Origin of the sequence: Stappia sp. (genome assembly GCF_048268045.1) — a bacterium.
Classification (GTDB): Bacteria; Pseudomonadota; Alphaproteobacteria; order Rhizobiales; family Stappiaceae; genus Stappia.
Map to the genome: position 1 here is coordinate 32,786 of NZ_JBLWWG010000005.1, position 17,189 is coordinate 49,974.

Annotated in this window: 19 protein-coding genes; 13 read left to right on the top strand and 6 right to left on the bottom strand. The window is 63.8% G+C overall.

Translation table 11 applies throughout. The features are described 5' to 3' along the window. The first annotated feature begins 26 nt into the window (after positions 1-26). The 4 genes from ACN0WF_RS09520 (at position 27) to ACN0WF_RS09535 (ending at position 4,028) form a co-directional block, all read left to right on the top strand. Positions 27-1,037, top strand: a complete 1,011-nt coding sequence (locus ACN0WF_RS09520; protein WP_417772585.1) for an ABC transporter substrate-binding protein — start codon at positions 27-29, stop codon at positions 1,035-1,037. An 83-nt stretch (positions 1,038-1,120) separates the two neighbouring features. After that, positions 1,121-1,912, top strand: coding sequence for an ABC transporter ATP-binding protein (locus tag ACN0WF_RS09525; RefSeq protein ID WP_417772586.1), 792 nt, complete (start codon positions 1,121-1,123; stop codon positions 1,910-1,912). Further along, on the top strand, positions 1,909-2,676 hold the full coding sequence (locus ACN0WF_RS09530) for an ABC transporter permease (protein ID WP_417772587.1): 768 nt from the start codon (positions 1,909-1,911) through the stop codon (positions 2,674-2,676). Before ACN0WF_RS09525 ends, ACN0WF_RS09530 begins: the two co-directional genes overlap by 4 nt. Positions 2,677-2,837: 161 nt before the next feature. Continuing rightward, positions 2,838-4,028 carry an AGE family epimerase/isomerase gene (locus ACN0WF_RS09535; RefSeq protein ID WP_417772588.1) on the top strand — a complete coding sequence of 397 codons (1,191 nt, stop codon included), beginning with the start codon at positions 2,838-2,840 and terminating at the stop codon, positions 4,026-4,028. Positions 4,029-4,048: 20 nt separating this feature from the next. On the opposite strand, the gene bioB is transcribed toward ACN0WF_RS09535, so the two are convergent. The 3 genes from bioB to ACN0WF_RS09550 form a co-directional block, all read right to left on the bottom strand. Beyond that, the gene (gene bioB, locus ACN0WF_RS09540) at positions 4,049-5,038 is read right to left on the bottom strand and encodes a biotin synthase BioB (RefSeq protein ID WP_417772589.1); all 990 of its coding nucleotides are present in this window, start codon (positions 5,036-5,038) and stop codon (positions 4,049-4,051) included. Beyond that, positions 5,035-5,595 carry a biotin transporter BioY gene (locus ACN0WF_RS09545; protein WP_417772590.1) on the bottom strand — a complete coding sequence of 187 codons (561 nt, stop codon included), beginning with the start codon at positions 5,593-5,595 and terminating at the stop codon, positions 5,035-5,037. The genes bioB and ACN0WF_RS09545 overlap by 4 nt, the downstream gene beginning before the upstream one ends. An 82-nt stretch (positions 5,596-5,677) precedes the next feature. Continuing rightward, entirely contained in the window at positions 5,678-6,346 is a 669-nt protein-coding gene (locus ACN0WF_RS09550; RefSeq protein ID WP_417772591.1) for a GntR family transcriptional regulator, read from the bottom strand. Between the two features lie 404 nt (positions 6,347-6,750). Here ACN0WF_RS09550 and dctP point away from each other — a divergent pair, with 404 nt between their 5' ends. The 9 genes from dctP (at position 6,751) to ACN0WF_RS09595 (ending at position 14,282) form a co-directional block, all read left to right on the top strand. Next, a complete protein-coding gene (gene dctP / locus ACN0WF_RS09555; protein WP_417772592.1) occupies positions 6,751-7,755 on the top strand; it encodes a TRAP transporter substrate-binding protein DctP in 1,005 nt (334 codons plus the stop codon). A gap of 92 nt (positions 7,756-7,847) precedes the next feature. Next, positions 7,848-8,591 carry an SDR family NAD(P)-dependent oxidoreductase gene (locus tag ACN0WF_RS09560; protein ID WP_417772593.1) on the top strand — a complete coding sequence of 248 codons (744 nt, stop codon included), beginning with the start codon at positions 7,848-7,850 and terminating at the stop codon, positions 8,589-8,591. A 58-nt stretch (positions 8,592-8,649) separates the two neighbouring features. Further along, positions 8,650-9,078 carry a cupin domain-containing protein gene (locus ACN0WF_RS09565; protein WP_417772594.1) on the top strand — a complete coding sequence of 143 codons (429 nt, stop codon included), beginning with the start codon at positions 8,650-8,652 and terminating at the stop codon, positions 9,076-9,078. A gap of 67 nt (positions 9,079-9,145) precedes the next feature. Beyond that, positions 9,146-9,670 carry a TRAP transporter small permease gene (locus ACN0WF_RS09570; protein ID WP_417772595.1) on the top strand — a complete coding sequence of 175 codons (525 nt, stop codon included), beginning with the start codon at positions 9,146-9,148 and terminating at the stop codon, positions 9,668-9,670. 1 nt (position 9,671) lies between these two features. Beyond that, positions 9,672-10,955 carry a TRAP transporter large permease gene (locus ACN0WF_RS09575; protein WP_417772596.1) on the top strand — a complete coding sequence of 428 codons (1,284 nt, stop codon included), beginning with the start codon at positions 9,672-9,674 and terminating at the stop codon, positions 10,953-10,955. Between the two features lie 12 nt (positions 10,956-10,967). Then, a complete protein-coding gene (locus ACN0WF_RS09580; RefSeq protein ID WP_417772597.1) occupies positions 10,968-11,810 on the top strand; it encodes an IclR family transcriptional regulator in 843 nt (280 codons plus the stop codon). Between the two features lie 37 nt (positions 11,811-11,847). Continuing rightward, positions 11,848-12,633: an AttM family quorum-quenching N-acyl homoserine lactonase gene (gene attM, locus ACN0WF_RS09585; protein ID WP_417772598.1), complete on the top strand. Its 786-nt coding sequence runs from the start codon at positions 11,848-11,850 to the stop codon at positions 12,631-12,633. Positions 12,634-12,645: 12 nt separating this feature from the next. Next, positions 12,646-13,488, top strand: coding sequence for a fumarylacetoacetate hydrolase family protein (locus tag ACN0WF_RS09590; RefSeq protein ID WP_417772599.1), 843 nt, complete (start codon positions 12,646-12,648; stop codon positions 13,486-13,488). Next, positions 13,485-14,282 (top strand): SDR family NAD(P)-dependent oxidoreductase, encoded by a 798-nt coding sequence (locus ACN0WF_RS09595; protein ID WP_417772600.1) that lies wholly within the window; start codon positions 13,485-13,487, stop codon positions 14,280-14,282. The genes ACN0WF_RS09590 and ACN0WF_RS09595 overlap by 4 nt, the downstream gene beginning before the upstream one ends. 87 nt (positions 14,283-14,369) lie before the next feature. On the opposite strand, the gene ACN0WF_RS09600 is transcribed toward ACN0WF_RS09595, so the two are convergent. The 3 genes from ACN0WF_RS09600 to ACN0WF_RS09610 are packed head-to-tail and all read right to left on the bottom strand — an operon-like array spanning position 14,370 to position 17,180. Next, positions 14,370-15,644, bottom strand: a complete 1,275-nt coding sequence (locus ACN0WF_RS09600) for a TRAP transporter large permease (RefSeq protein ID WP_417772601.1) — start codon at positions 15,642-15,644, stop codon at positions 14,370-14,372. A 14-nt stretch (positions 15,645-15,658) separates the two neighbouring features. Beyond that, positions 15,659-16,168 (bottom strand): TRAP transporter small permease, encoded by a 510-nt coding sequence (locus tag ACN0WF_RS09605; protein ID WP_417772602.1) that lies wholly within the window; start codon positions 16,166-16,168, stop codon positions 15,659-15,661. A gap of 22 nt (positions 16,169-16,190) precedes the next feature. Beyond that, complete coding sequence (locus tag ACN0WF_RS09610; RefSeq protein WP_417772603.1) at positions 16,191-17,180, bottom strand: TRAP transporter substrate-binding protein; 990 nt, start codon at positions 17,178-17,180, stop codon at positions 16,191-16,193. Between the last annotated feature and the right edge of the window lie 9 nt (positions 17,181-17,189).

Below are 17,189 nucleotides of genomic sequence, written 5' to 3' on the forward strand. Positions count from 1 at the left end.
AAGACAAGAAGCCAGTGGGGAAAATCATGCGTCGACTGCTTTCATTTGCGCTCGCGTTCAGCCTTGCGGCTCCGGCGGCGATGGCCGAGACGGACGTAAAGTTCACACTTGACTGGAAGTTCGAGGGGCCGGCCGCGCCCTTTTTCATCGCGCTGGACAAGGGCTATTTCGCCCAGGAAGGCGTCAACGTCACCATCGACACCGGAGCGGGCTCGCGCGAGTCGATCCCGCGCGTTGCGACCGGCGCCTACCAGATGGGCTTCGGCGACATCAACGCCTTGATCAAGCTCATCGACGAGCAGCCGGACCTCAAGGTCAAGGCCGTGATGATGGCCTACGAGCGCCCGCCGATCGCCATCATCGGCCGTGTCAGCCAGGGCGTGACGGGAGACCCGAAGTCGCTTGAAGGCAAGACGCTCGGCGCTCCGCCGCCGGACGCCGCCTTCGGCCAGTGGCCGGCCTTCGCCGAGGTCGCCGGTCTCGACACCTCGACGATCACCATCGAGAACGTCGGCTTTCCTGTTCGTGAGCCCATGCTCGCGCAGGGGCAGGTCGATGCGATCTTCGGTTACTCCTTTTCATCCGTCCTGAACCTCAAGGCCCAGGGCATTCCGGCGGACGACATCTCCACGATCCTGATGCCCGAGCACGGGCTCGACATCTACGGCAACGTCGTGATGGTCAACACCGACTTCGCCAAGGAACACCCGGACGCGGTCAAGGGCGTGGTCCGCGCGCTGGTGCGCGGCTATCTCGACGCCATCGCCGATCCCGCCGCCGCCATCCCGCATGTGCTTGAGCGCAACGGCGTGCTCGACGAGGCGACCGAGGTCGAGCGGCTGCAGATGGCCGTGGACGGCTCCATCGCGACGCCCGCGGTCAAGGCCAACGGCTTTGGCGGTGTCGACATGGACAAGCTCGCCAAGTCGATGGAATTCCTGAAGATCTCCATGGGTGTGAGCGACACGCCGCCGGCCCCCGAGCGTGTCTTCGATGCGTCCTTCCTGCCGCCGGTCGAGGAGCGGATGGTCAAGTAAGCCCCTCTAGAGAAGCCCCTTGTTGGCCCACGGGGCCGGCAAGGGGTCGTGTCATCCTTTCCTCAACGCTTCGGGGGCGCGCCTTGACCGGTTTCGTTGATCTTCGCGACATCCGCCTTGCCTATGGGCCGGGTGGAGATGGAACACTTGCCCTCGACGGCCTGACAATGGCCGTGCAGAAGGGCGAATTCGCCGCCGTCGTCGGCCCTTCCGGCTGCGGCAAGTCCACCTTGATGAAACTGGCGACCGGCCTGATCCGTCCCCAGGCCGGCACGGTGGAGGTTGCAGGTCGTGAGGTGAACGGCCCGGTCTCCGTTGCCGGCATGGCCTTCCAGAATCCCTCGATGCTGCCCTGGCGGACAACCTTGCAGAACGTCATGCTGCCGCTTGAGATCGTCGAGCCGCACCGCCGGCGGCTCTCCGCCGAACGTGCCGCCTATGTCGAGAGGGCGGAGGGACTGCTGGAGATGGTCGGGCTCAAGGGCTTCGGGGAGAAATATCCCTGGCAGCTCTCCGGCGGTATGCAGCAGCGGGCCAATCTCTGCCGGGCGCTCGTTCATGAACCGCAGTTGCTGATGCTCGATGAGCCCTTCGGAGCGCTGGATGCCTTCACCCGCGAGGAACTGTGGCAGGTGATCCGCGACCTGCATGCGGAGAAAGGCTTCACGGTGATTCTTGTCACCCATGATTTGCGCGAGGCGGTGTTCCTCGCCAACCGCGTCTTCGTCATGAGCGCGCGTCCGGGCAAGCTGATCGTCGAGCAGCAGGTCGACTTTCCCAGGCCCCGGCCCATCGACCTGACCTATGAGGCGGATTTCAACGACATCGTGCACGAGTTGCGCGGTCATATCGCGCAGGCGAGGGCAGCCGCATGATCAGCGAAAACACCTGGCTGAGAGCCGCTCCCTGGCTTTGGACCATTGGCCTCTTCCTGCTATGGGAGTTTGCGGTGCGCCTGTTCGGCATCGCCATCTTCATCCTGCCTGCGCCGAGTGATATCTGGGTGGCCACCGTCAGGTACTGGCCGGTGATCTGGAAGGATTCGCTGCAGACGCTCTTCACCACCACCCTCGGCTTTCTGCTTGCTGTCGTTGGCGGTCTGGCGCTCGGGCTCGCCATCGGCTGGAGCCGGGCGATCTATGCCGGCCTCTATCCGCTGATGATCGGGTTCAACTCGGTGCCGAAGGTCGCGGTTGTGCCGATCCTTGTGATCTGGTTCGGCATCGGCACGGTGCCGGCGGTGCTCACCGCCTTCCTGATCGCCTTCTTCCCCATCGTGGTGAATGTCGCAACGGGTCTGGCCACCATCGAGCCGGAGATGGAGGACGTCCTGCGTGCGCTCGGCGCCAAGAAGATGGACATCATGCTCAAGGTCGGTATCCCGCGCTCGATGCCCTACTTCTTCGGCTCCCTCAAGGTGGCGATCACGCTCGCCTTCGTCGGGTCGGTCATCTCGGAGACGGTCGCCGCCAACGCCGGCCTCGGCCACATGATGCTGGCGGCTCAGTCTCAGTTCAACGTGCCGCTGGTCTGGGCCGGTCTGATGGCACTCGCCGTGCTCGGCATCGCCATGTACGCGATCATGGCATGGCTCGAGATGCGCATGACCGGATGGGCGCATCGCTCCGGCCAGCAGTAAGGCTTCCGGCGCGGGTGAGTTCCCGCGCCGGACACTTCATCCTTGCACTGCGCGCGAGGATGGGGAACAACCCTTTGGTGCCCGGCTCGGAGCGTCCGGCCCTGGACGGTCGCTCGCCATTTGGCGCCGGCGGAAAGCGATACCGAGCCCGGAGGGTACCGATGCGCAGCGAGACCATGCTTCTTGCCGACCTCGAGACGGCGGCCGAGCGCTGGCGCGACTGGCTTTTCACCAAAGCACTGCCGCTGTGGACGCAGGCAGGACGCGATCCGGCGTCGGGAGCGTTCATCGAGGCCATTTCTCTCGACGGAGCCGGTCTTGTCGACAAGCCGCGTCGCGGCCGCGTGCAGCCTCGACAGATCTATTCTGTTCTCGAGGGAGGGCGGCTCGGCTGGGACGGTCCATGGCGGGCCGCCGCCTTGCAGGCGCTTGACTGGTATCTGGCGTCTTTCGTGTTGCCGGACGGCAGCTTCGCGGATCTGGTCGCGCCGGACGGGAAGGTCCTCGACCCCGCGTTCGATCTCTACAATCAGGCCTTCGGACTGTTCAGCCTGGCCAACGCCGCGCGCGCCTTTCCCGAGCAGCGGGCGCGGTTCGAGACTGTCGCCCGTACCTGCCTTGCGCGCCTGGAAGAAACCTATCGTCATCCGCAGGCAGGTTTCGAGGAGGCGGTTCCGCCCGTCGAGCCACTGCGTGCGAACCCGCACATGCATCTGCTGGAGGCCGCTCTTGCCTGGGAGGAAGTTGGCGGCGGCGAGGTGTGGAGCAGGCTGTCGGACGAAATCATGGAACTCGCCCTGTCGCGCCTGATCGATGGGTCGACCGGTATGCTGCACGAGTTCTTCGATCACGACTGGCAAGTCATGCCCGACGATAGCGGTCGTCAGATCGAGCCGGGTCACCAGTTCGAGTGGGCCTGGCTGGCGCTCCGCTGGGCGCGGTTGCGCGGGCGCGCCGATGCGGCAATAGCCGCGCGCCGCCTCTTTGCCCTTGGTCTCTATCGGGGCATCTGCCCGACGCGCAAGGTCGCGGTTCTGGAGATAAACGCCGATTTCTCGCCGCGCCAGCCGGTGGCGCGTCTTTGGGCGCAGACGGAGTGGATCAAGGCGGCAATTGAGCTGGCCGACTGGTCGAGCGGTGTTGAGCGGGCCTATTATCTGTCGAGCGCGCTCGATGGCGCTGCCGCGCTCGAGCGTTTCGTCGAGGGGGTGAGCGACGGTCTCTGGCTCGACAAATACGAGGCGGATGGCACGTTCGTGGCCGAGCCAGCTCCAGCAAGCTCCTTCTACCACATCGTTTGCGGGATCTCGGTGTTGATGCAGGGCATTGCGTCGCGCGACCGCGCGGCCTGAAACAAGCCGCGCCACCGCAGCTATTCCGCAGCCTGTGCCACGCAGCGTGGCGCCGCCGGTGCGATATGCATGCCGAGGCGTTGCAGCAGATCGGCGTCCTTCCAGGCGGCCGGGTTCTCCGTGGTCAACAACACGTCGCCAACGAAAATCGAATTCGCTCCGGCAAGGAAGCAGAGCGCCTGAAGCTCGTCGCTCATGCGGCTGCGTCCGGCCGAGAGGCGGACGACGCTTTGCGGCATGAGAATGCGCGCAAGCGCCACCGTGCGCACCAGCGCGAACGGGTCGACAGGCTGGGCGCGGGCGGCGACCGGCGTGTTGTCGATCTCGTTCCACAGGTTGATGGGCACGCTCTGCGGGTGAGCGGGCAGTGTCGCAAGGGTGACCAGCATGGAGATGCGGTCGTCTTCGTCCTCGCCCATGCCGAGAATGCCGCCGCAACAGACCTTCAGGCCGCCCTCGCGCACATGCGCCAGCGTTTCCAGCCGGTCGCCCATGCTCCGGGTGGTGGCGATTTCCGGGTAATACTCGGGAGAGGTATCGATGTTGTGGTTGTAGAAATCCAGCCTCGACGTCTTCAGGCGCGCCACCTGAGCGGGCGAAAGCATGCCGAGCGTCATGCAGGTTTCGAGCCCGAGTTCGCGAACGCCGGAGACCATGTCGCACAGCGCATCCATGTCGCGGTCTTTCGGGCTGCGCCAGGCAGCTCCCATGCAGAAGCGCTGCGCTCCCGCTGCCTTCGCCCGCCGAGCTGCGGCGAGAACATCCTCGGTGTCCATGAGCTTTGTCGCCTTGACGCCGGTGTCGTGATGAGCGCTTTGCGAGCAATAGCCGCAATCCTCCGGACACCCTCCGGTCTTGATGCTGAGAAGGCTTGCCGTTTCGATTGCCAGCGGGTCGAAATGGCTGCGGTGAACGCTCTGAGCCGCGTATAGCAGGTCGGGCAGGGGGCGGGCGTGGATCGCCCGCGCCTCGTCCATCGTCCAGTCGGTGCGGAGCCTGGTGCCGCTCATCGTGCCCGGCTCCGGTGAAGCCGGTCACGTCCTGAAAGAAGCGCTGCGGCCAGCGCGATCTTCATCAGGTCGCCGAGAACGAATGGGGTAAAGCCCGCCGCCAGCAACCCGCCTGCCGGAACATAAAGCCTGAGCCAGGCGAGGCCGAGCGCGTAGATGACGGCAAGGCCGGTGAGCATCGCCGCGATGCGCCCTGCGGTCCCGCATCCGCGGGCGAGCCAGCCGGTGAGGCCGGCGGCCGCGAGATACCCGGCGAGATAGCCGCCCGTCGGGCCCGCCATATAGGCGAGGCCGATGCCGCGTTCCGGCGACCCGGAAAAGACCGGCAACCCCATCGCCCCCGCGCCGAGATGGACCATCATCGCCGCCAGTCCGACGCGGGGGCCGAGCGCGGTCGCGACAAGCAGGACCGCCAGTGTGTGCAGGGTCATCGGCACGGGCCAGAACGGGATCTGAATCTTCGCGCTGAGGGTGATAAGTGCCGCTGCCGCAAGGACGACGGTAACGCTGCGCCAGAGCTCGGTGGTGGCGGGGGCCGTGCGGATGTGTGACGACATGCCTGCTCCTTCATAGATAGAATGCGAATCTATCTATAATTAAGGATCTGGAGGTGTCGTCCTGCAATGATATTATAGATAATTATCCGGAAATCGCGTAAGCTTCTCTGATGTCTCCATTTTTTGTGCGTACAGGCCGGCGTCCGATCCAGCTTACGTGGCGTGCCAGCGTTGTGCAGGCGGTGTCGATCTGCCCCTTTTTCAAGGCGTTCAGGATCGAGCGGTGTTCGTGGTCGGTGCGTGTTTCCCAGTCCGAGCGCCATGCGGCAAAGAGGAAGCGTGCGCTTGCCGCGTGCAGGTCGTCGATGGTCTTCATCAGGCGGGGCATGTCGCAGGGGGCGAGAATGGTTCGATGGAATCGCCGGTTCGCCGCTTCCCAATCGCGCACGTTGGTTGCCTGGTCGGCGGCGCGCGTCGCTTCCTCCGCTTGCTCGAAGATGGCCTTCGTCAGGTGCGGAGCAGCATGCCGGAGGGCGAGGGCTTCGAGTGCTGCCCGCATTTCGGCGACTTCGCGCAGTTCGGCCATGTCGAATGTGGTCACGCGCACGCCGCGTCGGGGGAGGCTCTCGGCCAGCCCTTGCGATTCGAGGTGGCGGAACGCCTCTCTCACGGGGACGTGGCTGGCGCCGAACTCCTCGGCGATGTGGTCCTGCCTCAGTCGCGCGCCGGGCTCTATGAGGCCTGAGATGATGCGGTCTGCCAGGATCCTCGCGATCCGCGCTGCCTGGGTTTCTTCGGTTTGGCTGGTCATGAAATTATAGATAATTTCCCCAGGGGCTGTTGTCGAACGGAATTCCACTCGGCTCTGGTTGGCTGTGGCGCGTGCTCTTGCGGGATGCGGTGAGGTGCCTATCTCTTGTTTTGCAGTGCGATATTTTAAGTCTCATAATTTGATAATTGTGAAAAACGAAAATGAAAAAAATACCACCCCGACACGTCCTCTGAGATGTGGGTTCGAATGGATACAATTGATTTAATCGTCTGATATTTATGTTTAAAATGAAATATCATTGCGATTTAGGCATAGGTCAGGCCAGCTTTCTGGCGATCTCGGGATACGGTATTTTGCGCATCCTGTTTGTTGACAAATAGCGCAATATGAGATTTTTGATTTTTGCGGCACCGACGTGCCGTCCATGTCTTGGGGAGGAAATCATGAATAAGACGTACCGCGCCGCGCTTGCGGCTTCTCTGGTCGTGCTCGCTGCCGCCGGCACGCCGGCCTCCGCGGCCACCATCAAGTTCAGCTATCCTGTCGCGCAGGACAGCACGATGGGGCAGACGGTCAGCAAGTTCGCCGAACTGGTCGAGCAGAAGACGGGCGGGGCCGTGACGGTTCGCCAGTTCCCGCAGGCCCAGATCGGCAATGAGATCCAGTCGATCTCCTCCGCCCAGGGGGGCATCGTCGAGATGGCTGTCACCACGACGGCGGGCCTCGCCGCGATGGTCCCGGAGTTCAATGTTTTCAATCTGCCGTTCATGTTCGACAGCTACGCGCAGCTCGACAAGGTGTCGCGCAGCCCGGTGGCGGAGAAGATCCTGGCGAAGATGGAGCCGAACAATCTCGTCGGCCTGTGCTTCTGGGACTACGGCTTCCGCAACATCACCAACAACAAGCACCCGGTGAAGACGCTTGCCGACGTCAAGGGTCTGCGCATCCGCACGATCCAGAACAGCGTCTACATCGACTCGCTCTCGGCTTTGGGCATCAATCCGACGCCGCTTCCCTTCCCGGAGACCTTCACGGCGCTGGAGACCGGCGCAATCGACGGCAACGAGATCGCCAACGATGTGACCCGGTCCACCTCCTTCTACGAGGTTCAGGACTACCTGACCGAGACGAAGCACTTCACCACCATCTCCGTGGTCTATGCGAGCAAGGGGTTCTGGGACGGGCTCAAGCCTGAGGAGCAGGACGCGGTTCGCGCCGCCTGCGCCGAAAGCTCGGTCTTCAATCGCGACATCATCAACGCGACCAGCGGCGAGACGCTGGCGTTCCTGAAGGAAAAGGGCATGGAGATCGACGAGATCACCCCCGAGCACCTGCAGGAATTCCGCGATGCGGTCCGTCCGGTCGTGGAGAAGGTGTCCTCCGGCCTCGACCAGGAGGTCGTCAAGGAGTTCCAGGCCGAGATCGAGGCCTCCAAGGGCTCCAACTGATCCTCATCAAGTGATCGTCTCCTTCGCCCCGCCGGCTCGATTGTGTCCGGCGGGGCGTTGCGGGACTTGCAAGACAAGGGCGGGAGAAGACTTTGCTGCTTGAAGACAAGATCGCGATCGTCACCGGTGGAGGCAATGTCGAGGGTATCGGCTTTGCCGCGGCGCGTGCCTTCGTCGCCCAGGGCGCGAAGGTGGTCGTCGTCGATCATGACGCGGCGGGCGTGCGCGCCGCCGAGGAACGCCTCGGTGCGAACGCCCTGGGCATCGCTGCCGACCTCACCGACGAGACCGCCTGCCGGAATGTGTTCGATACCGTTCGCGACGGGTTCGGCCGGCTCGACATCCTGCTGAACAACGCCGGCATCACCCAACCGCGAAAGGTCGCGGAAATCACGCGCGCGGACTATGACGCGGTGATGGACATTAACTTGCGCGGCACGCTGACGATGACGCAGGGCGCGCTGACGATGATGGAGGCGGGCGCCTCGATCATCTGCATCGCCTCCATCGCCGCGCAGCGCGGCGGCGGGCTGATGGGCGGGCCGCACTACGCGGCCTCCAAGGGCGCGATACTCGCCCTGGTGAAATCCGTCGCACGCGAGATCTCCCCCAAGGGGATCCGGATCAACGCCGTCAATCCCGGTGTAATCATGTCCAGCATGACGCGCGGCTTCTATGACGACGACCTGACCGCCAAAGTCATGCCCACCATTCCTCTCGGCCGCTTCGGCGTGCCGGACGATGTGGCCAACACCTGTGTGTTCCTGGCTTCCGGCATGTCGTCCTACATCACCGGCTCCGCCATCGACGTGAACGGCGGCATGCACATGAACTGACGGCGACGCCGGCAGGTGCCGCCGCCCGCTTTTTCACACACAACATCAGGAGAATTCGATGAGCGAACCCGTCGTTCCGGTCGTGACCCGCGCCAATGCGCTTGATGGCAACACCGGACAGTCCGGCGATTGCGTGCGCCGCTCGGGCGTCAGCCCGCAGCATACGCCCGCGACCAAGATCTGGTTCGGCCAGGTATCCAACGAGCCCGGCTTTCGCTCCCCGCCGCATCACCATGGCGAGGCGGAAACCGGCGGATATGTGCTCGCAGGGCATGGCCGCATCTACTTCGGTGAAGGCTATCGGGAGTTCGTTGACATGATGCCGGGCGACTTCGTTTTCGTGCCGCCGCACATGCCGCATGTGGAAGTCAACATGAGCATCACCGAGCCCCTGGTCTGGCTGACCTGCAGGACCCCGGACAACATCGTGGTCAACCTGCCCGATGTCGATGACAGCGAGCTTGAGGGATACCGCCGTCCGGCGTGATCCGAACGTCATGGCGCGTCGCGGACGGGGCGGCGCGCGCATGCCGGCAAACTCCGGAGGGGGGAAGATGTCCAAGGCGATCGAATTCTATTTCCGACTGCTCAAGTGGTTCATGGTGCTGTGTCTGGCCGGCATGGTCGTGCTGGTCTTCGGCAATGTGGTGCTGCGATACGTGTTCAACTCGGGCATCACGGAGTCCGAGGAGTTCTCGCGCTGGCTCTTCGTGTGGATGGTGTTTGTCGGCTCCATCGTGGTGCTGCGTGAAAACGGGCATCTCGGCCTCGACTTCATCGTCAACAGCCTTCCAAGGACGTTGCGGCGTCTTTGCCTCGGGCTCGCCCACGTCCTGATGATCTACGCGACCTGGCTGATTGTCGCCGGCACCTACACGCAGGTTCTGCTCAACCGGCACACCTACGCGCCCGCGACAGGGCTTTCCATGTCGCTGCTCTTCGGCATCGGCATCGTCTTTGGCGTCTCCGCCGGATTCATCCTGCTCTGGCGGCTCTATCTCATCGTTATCGGCCGGCTCGACCGGGTCGAGAGTGTGGATGAGGAACTGCAGGCGCTTCGCGAAAGCGGGGTGAAGTGAGATGACCATCGCCATTTTTCTCGCCAGCCTTCTCGGCAGCATGGCCATCGGCATGCCGATCGGCTACGCGCTGATCATGACCGGCATCGCGCTGATGTGGCAGCAGGGGTTCTTCGATCCCCAGATCATCGCGCAGAACATGCTCAACGGCGCCGACAGCTTTCCGCTGATGGCGGTTCCCTTCTTCATGCTTGCCGGCGAAGTGATGAACGCCGGCGGCCTGTCCCGGCGCATCGTCAATCTCTCGGTTGCCGCCGTGGGGCATGTGCGCGGCGGGCTCGGCTATGTCGCGATTCTGGCCGCGCTCGTATTGGCCAGCCTTTCAGGGTCCGCCGCCGCCGATGCCGCCGCCCTGTCCGCGATCCTCGTGCCGATGATGATCAAGGCCGGCCACGATTCCGGTCGCTCCGCCGGGCTTATTGCCTCGGCCGGCATTTCCGCGCTGGTGATCCCGCCGTCGATCGGCTTCATCCTGCTCGGTGTCGTCGGCAATATCTCCATCACCCGCATCTTCATCGCCGGCATCGTGCCGGGGCTGATCATGGCGCTGGCGCTCACGCTGACCTGGTTTCTTGTTTCGAAGCGCGAGGAGACGGTGACGATGGAGAAGGTTCCCTTCTCCAAGGTTCTGCGCGAGGCCTGGGCCGGCATCTGGGCGCTGATGCTTCCCGTCATTATTCTCGTCGGCCTGCGGTTCGGCGTCTTCACGCCGACGGAGGCTGGTGTGATCGCCGCCGTCTACGCGCTTTTCGTCTCCATGGTGATCTACCGCGAACTCAAGATCTCGCAGCTCTACGACGTGCTGCTGGGCGCGGCCAAGACGACCTCCATGGTGATGTTTCTCGTCGCCGCCGCGCTGGTCTCGAGCTGGATGATCACCATCGCCGGTCTGACTGCGCAGATTTCTGCTCTTGTCGCGCCCTTTGCCGACAATCCGCTGCTGCTGATGTCGGTCATCGTGCTGCTGGTTCTGGTCGTCGGTTGCGCCATGGACATGGTGCCGATCATCCTGATCCTGGTTCCGGTGCTGATGCCGGCGGTGAAGACAGCGGGCATCGACCCGGTCTATTTCGCGGTTGTCTTCATGATCGCGACGGCCATCGGCCTGCTCACGCCTCCGATCGGCAGCGTGCTCAATGTGGTGGCCGGCGTCTCGCGGGTGCCGCTCGGGCGCGTCATCAAGGGGGTTGGTCCGTTCATCCTCGCCCAGATCGCCGTTCTTGTCCTGCTGCTGCTGTTCCCGGATATCGTTATCGTTCCTGCGGAACTGATCTCGGGAAAGTAGAGGGAGAGGCCGATGTCGAAAGCGGATGATGGCGGTGAGGGCAAGATGACCAGCCTCGACAAGATGCTGGCCGTCCTCAACGGGTTCGACGAGGACAACCTGATGATCGACGTCGCCCGCGCCGCCGAACTTTCCGGTTCGTCGCGCGCGAGCGCCTATCGCTACCTGCAATCGCTGACGCGCTCGGGACTTCTGACGCCGGCCAGTGGCGGCTCCTACGTCATCGGCTCGCGGGTGATAGAGCTGGAGATGCTCAAGCGGGAGAACGACCCGCTGCTGCGTTCGGCCCATCACCTGATCCGCTACTACGCGGACTGCATCGGCATCAACATCATGCTTTGCAGCTACTACGGCGACAAGGTTCTCTGCGCCGACTACGCCTGGACCGATCACAGCATTCCCGAGATCTACAAGCCCGGTCGCTCCATGCCGATCTTCAAGGGCGCGATGGCGAAGGTCATCCTCGCCAACCTGTCGCCCTCGCAGCTCAGGAGCATCCACTCGTGGAATGCGGAGAAGATCCGCGACAGCGGGTTGGGGGACACGATCGAGGCGTTCCTGGCGCGCATGGCCGAAATCCGCAACGCCGGCGTGACCATGTCGCAGTCGGAGGTGTTCGAGGGGTTGGTGGGCATTGCCGCCCCTGTCCGCGACAGCGAGGAGCGGGTCCTTGGGAGCGTGGTCTTCGTCCTCTCCGTCGAGAGGCTGGCTGCGGCGAACACCGGAGAGCTGTCGCAGGAGATCCGCAACATCGCGGCGGAAATCGAACACGGCATGGCGCGGACGAACCGCTTTGCCGCAACGACGCCGGTCGCGGCCGCACGGCCACGGCGGGTGCCGGTCTATCGCGGATAGGCCGCAAATCCATCGAGTTCAAAGGGAGGATGAAGGCATGGGCGAGGTTCGCCTCTACATGTTTCAGACGGGTACGCTCAAGTGCAAGTACCACGATATCTATCTGAACCAGGGCGAAGGACGCGACTGGGAGATCCCGGTTCCCTTCTATGTGGTCGATCATCCGCGCGGCCTGATCGTCATCGACGGCGGCACACCGGTTGAATGCGCCACCGACCCGCATGGCCACTGGGGCGCGACAGCCGACTTCTTTGTTCCCGTTCTCGACGAGAAGGACGGTTGCGTCGCGCAGATGCAGGCCGCCGGCCTCGACACCTCGCGTGTCACGCATGTGGTGCTGTCCCATCTGCATCTCGATCACGTCGGAGCCGTCGGCCGGTTTCCCGGTGCGCGGCACGTCGTGCAGCGCACGGAGATGGACTACGCCCGCAGCCCCGACTGGTTCCAGGTTGGGGCCTACATCCAGAGCGACATCAACCGCGCTGGCGTCGACTGGTTCTTCCTCGAGGACAGCTGGGGAGACTTCTACGACCTGCTCGGCGACGGCACGATCACGCTGATCCGTTCGCCCGGCCACACGGTCGGCCACCAGTCCATTCTTGTGAAGACCGCGCACCAGAACGTGCTTCTGGCGGTGGATGCCGCCGATACGCTCGATCACTGGGAGGAGAAGGCGCTTCCCGGCGCGCTCCATTCCGCCGTCGATGCGGTGCGTTCGGTGCGCAAGCTGCGCGCGGTTCAGGAAAACACCGGAGCCCTCGTGGTGGCCGGCCACGATCCCGAACAATGGGCGGCGATGAAGCGCGCGCCCGCGTATTATTGAGGAGATCCCGTCATGAAACTCTTGCGCTATGGCCCGTTGGGGCAGGAACGTCCCGGTCTCGTTGACGACAAGGGACGGTTGCGCGATCTGTCCGCGCATGTTCCCGACATCGGCGGGGCGGTGCTCTCGCCCGAGGGGCTGAAGGCACTCGCGGCGATCGACCCCGCGACACTGCCGCTCGTCGAGGGCAATCCGCGCCTCGGTGCCTGCGTCTCGGGCGTCGGCAAGTTCCTGTGCATCGGTCTCAACTATGCCGATCATGCAAAGGAAACGGGAAAGGAGCCGCCGGAGGAGCCGGTGCTCTTCGCCAAGGCCGTTTCGGCGATCTGCGGCCCCAATGACGATATCGAGATCCCGCGCGGCTCCGACCGGACCGACTGGGAGGTCGAGCTTGGTGTCGTGATCGGCTCACGGGCAAAGTATGTGTCCGAGGCCGATGCGCTCGAGCATGTCGCGGGCTATTGCGTCATCAACGACCTTTCCGAGCGGCGGTTCCAGTCGGAGCGCGGAGGCCAGTGGACCAAGGGCAAGGGGCACGACACCTTCGGCCCGATCGGGCCCTGGCTGGTCACCCGCGACGAGATCGCCGATGTCCAGAACCTCGACCTTTGGCTCGATGTCGACGGTGAGCGCCGCCAGACCGGCAATACCCGAACCATGATCTTCGGCGTGGCGCACATCGTCAGCTATCTGTCGCAGTTCATGACGTTGCTGCCCGGCGATGTGATTTCCTCTGGCACACCTCCCGGCGTCGGCCTTGGGATGAAGCCGCCCACCTTCCTCCGGGAGGGGCAGAAAGTGAGCCTGGGCATTTCCGGACTTGGCGAACAGCATCAGACGATGGTGCAGGCATGAGCACGGCGGCCGAGTGGCGCGCGCGGCTGACCGACCTGTCGGGAAAGACGGCCATCGTCACCGGCGGCGCACGCGGGCAGGGCGAGGCGGAGGTCCGCCTGCTGGCCGAATGCGGCGCACAGGTTCTCGTGTGCGATGTTCTCGAGGAGGAGGGGCAGGCGCTTGCGGCTGAACTCGGCGAGGCCGTGCGCTTTCGCCTGCTCGACGTGACCGACGCCTCCGCCTGGGAAGATGCTGTCGATGCGGCAGGCGACTGGACGGGGCGTCTCGATATCCTCGTCAACAACGCAGGCATCATCAACCGCACGCTGATCTCGGCAACCGAGCCGGCGGCCTGGCGGCGGCTGATCGATGTCAACCTGACAGGCGCTTTTCTCGGCATCCGCGCCTGCGCCCCGCTGATGGCGGAAACCGGCGGCAGCATCGTCAATATCTCGTCGAACTCGGCCTTCTCGGGACATTCCGACCCGGCCTATACGGCGAGCAAATGGGGCTTGCGGGGCTTGACGCGGTCGGCGGCGATGGAATTCGCCGACAAGGGCATCCGCGTCAATGCGGTGTGCCCGGGTCTAATCGTCACCGGGCTCAACCGGAACTCGCCGCACCTCAAGCCGATGATCGACCTGACGCCGGCCGGGCGCTCCGGGGAGGCGGAGGAGGTGGCGCAGCTGGTGCTCTATCTTGCCAGCGATGCCTCGCGGTTCGTGACGGGCGAGGATTTCGTCATCGATGGCGGGTTCACCGCAGGAGCCGCCTACCGGCGGGTCGCCGTGGAGACCGGCATTCTGGGTTGAAATTCCAGGCATGCCTCCGGCGCCCATGACGACAAAAAAGCCCCCGGCGGTTCGCACCGTCGGGGGCTTTTGCGTATCTCGTGGCCGTCAGTACAGCAGGCTCGGAATGAACATGCTGATCGCTGGAATGTAGGTCAGCAGGATCAGCGCCACGACCATGAGCAGGATCGTCGGCAGGGCCGCCCTGAACACTTGCGACAGGGTCATGTCGGCAATTCCCATGGCGACGAACAGGTTTAGTCCGACCGGCGGCGTCAGCATGCCGACCGACAGGTTGACCAGCATGATCACGCCGAAATGCACCGGATCGACGCCAAGCTGGGCGGCGATCGGCTGCATCAGCGGTCCAAGGATGATGATCGCCGAGGCGCTGTCGAGGAAACATCCCGCGACCAGCAGGATCAGGTTGAGCAGAAGCAGGATCACAAAGGCTGAATCCGTGCTCGCAAGCACCTGCTGCGCGAGCTGGCCGGGCGTGCCGGAAATCGCGAGCAGCCATGAGAAGGCCGCAGCGCCGGCAGTGATCAGCAGAAGCGGACCCGACAGAAGGCCGGTGTTGCGCAGGATCTCCAGCGTGTCCTTGAGGCTGATCGAGCGATAGATGACGGCACCGATGAACCAGCCGTAGAGGCAGGCGGTGGCGGCAGATTCGGTCGGAGTGAAGACGCCCGTGTAGATGCCGCCGAGCAGGATCACCGGAAGGCCGAGGCCCCAGGCCGAGCGCTTGAACGCCGTCCAGACCGTCTGGAATGTCGGAAAGGCGTCGCGCGGATAGCCCTTGTAGTAGGCGTAGATGCTGCTGTAGGCGATGAGCAGTCCGCCGATCAGAACGGCGGGCAGCAGCCCTGCGGCGAAGAGCTTGCCGACCGAAGTGCTGGTGACCGAACCATAGATGATGAGCGCGATCGACGGCGGAACGATGGGTCCGAGCGTGCCGGCAGTGGTGATCAGGCCGATCGCGAAAAAGCGGTCATAGCCGGCCGCGACCATTGCTGGAAACATGATCGTGCCAATGGCGATCACGGTCGCGGGGCTCGATCCCGAGATCGAGCCGAACAGCAGGCAGGCGACCACGGTTGCCGCGGCAAGTCCGCCCGGCAACCAGCCGATCACCGCGCGGGCGAGATCGATCAGCCGCCCGGACAGGCCGCCGATGCGCATGAGCTCGGCAGCCAGGATGAAGAACGGGATCGACATCAGGGAGAAGTTGTTCATCCCCGAGAACATGCGCATGGGGACGACGACGGGATCGATTCCGCCGAAGAAGTAGAGCGCTGCCGTAACCGCCAGCGCCAGCGATGCGAAGATCGGCAGCCCGAACAGGAGCAGGCCGAAGAATACCGGGACGAGTGCCGCGACCATGTGTTCTCAATCCCTCAGGCGTTCTTGATGTTTGTTTCAGGCGGCTTGTATTCGCCGTTTCTCACAAGGCTTTGCAGGATCAGCAGATACCGCATGAGCATCATCGCCCCGGAAACGGGGATCACGAGATAGACGAGCCCGACAGGGATGCGCATGGCGGGCGAGAGCTGCCCCATGTTCATCGTGTTCAGGTACAGGCGCGCGCCGTAGTAGATCAGCACGCCCGAAAAGATCATGCCCAGAAGGGCTGCAACATAGTGCAGCCCCCTGGCCATGCGTGGGCCGACGAAAGCATAGAGTGCGACGACGCTGATGTGCGCCGCATATCGCACGCCCATGCTGGCGGTGAGGAAGCTCATCGTGATGAGTGAGTAGAGGATGAGCTCCTCGGACCAGTACAGCGAGTTGTTGAAGATGTAGCGGGCCACGACCTGGGCGATCGCGACGACTGTCGCGGTCAGCATCAGGAGCGTCACCAGCCCGCCCTCAACGCGGTCAATGATCCTGTTGAGTGTCTCGAGCATGTTCGCCGACCCTGTTCTCGGATCAGCCCTTGGCCGCGGCCAGGGCCTTGTCCATGATCTCCGGCGTCACCTTGGAGCGGAACTCCTCGTAGATCGGCTTGGAGGCCTCGATGAAGGCGGCGCGGCCTTCCGGGGTCAGCTCGATGATCTCGATCTGGCCCTTGATCTCCTCGAGGATCTTGGCCTCGTCCTCGGCGGTCAGCTCGCGGGAATAGTCGCGGGCAACGACGAAGGCGTCTTCCATGACCTTCTTCAGGTCATCCGGCATGCCGTCCCAGGTGGCCTTGTTCACCACGGCCGCATAGGTGTGGTAGGCGTGGTTGGTCATGGTCATGTACTTCAGCACTTCGTAGAAGCGCATGGAGTAGATGTTGGCGAGCGGGTTTTCCTGCCCCTCGACCACGCCCTGCTGCAGACCGTTGTAAACCTCGGTGTAGGCCATCGCGGTCGGGTTCGCACCATAGGCGCGGTAGGTCGCCAGGATCGTCGGTGCCTGCAGCGTACGCATCTTGATGCCCTGCAGGTCCTCCGGCTTGGTGATCGGGCGAACGTTGTTGGTCATGTGGCGGAAGCCGGCGCCCCAAAGGTTGACACCGTGCAGGTTGTTCGCCTCGAGCGTGTCGAGGAGCGAGCGACCGACCTCGCCGTCGAGGACGCGCTTCATCGCGGCGTCATCGGCCATCAGGAAGGGCAGGTCGAAGAGATACATCTTCTCCTGGAAATTGGCGAGATTGCCCGTCGGCGGGATGGCGATATGGGCAACGCCCATCTGCACCTGCTCGATGATCTCGACGTCGCCGCCGAGCTGAGCGGCCGGCCGGACGTTGATCTCGATGCGGCCGCCCGAGTTCTTCTCGACTTCTTCCTTGAACTTCACCGCGGCGCGGGCGTTCGGGGTGCTCTCGGTCAGGACGTGCGCGAAGGTCAGCGTGTAGTCGGCGGCAAAGGCCGATCCCGAGACGAGCATGGCGGCCGCGGCCACCAGCGAAACCTTGAGTTTGCGGAAAGACATGTCAGTTCC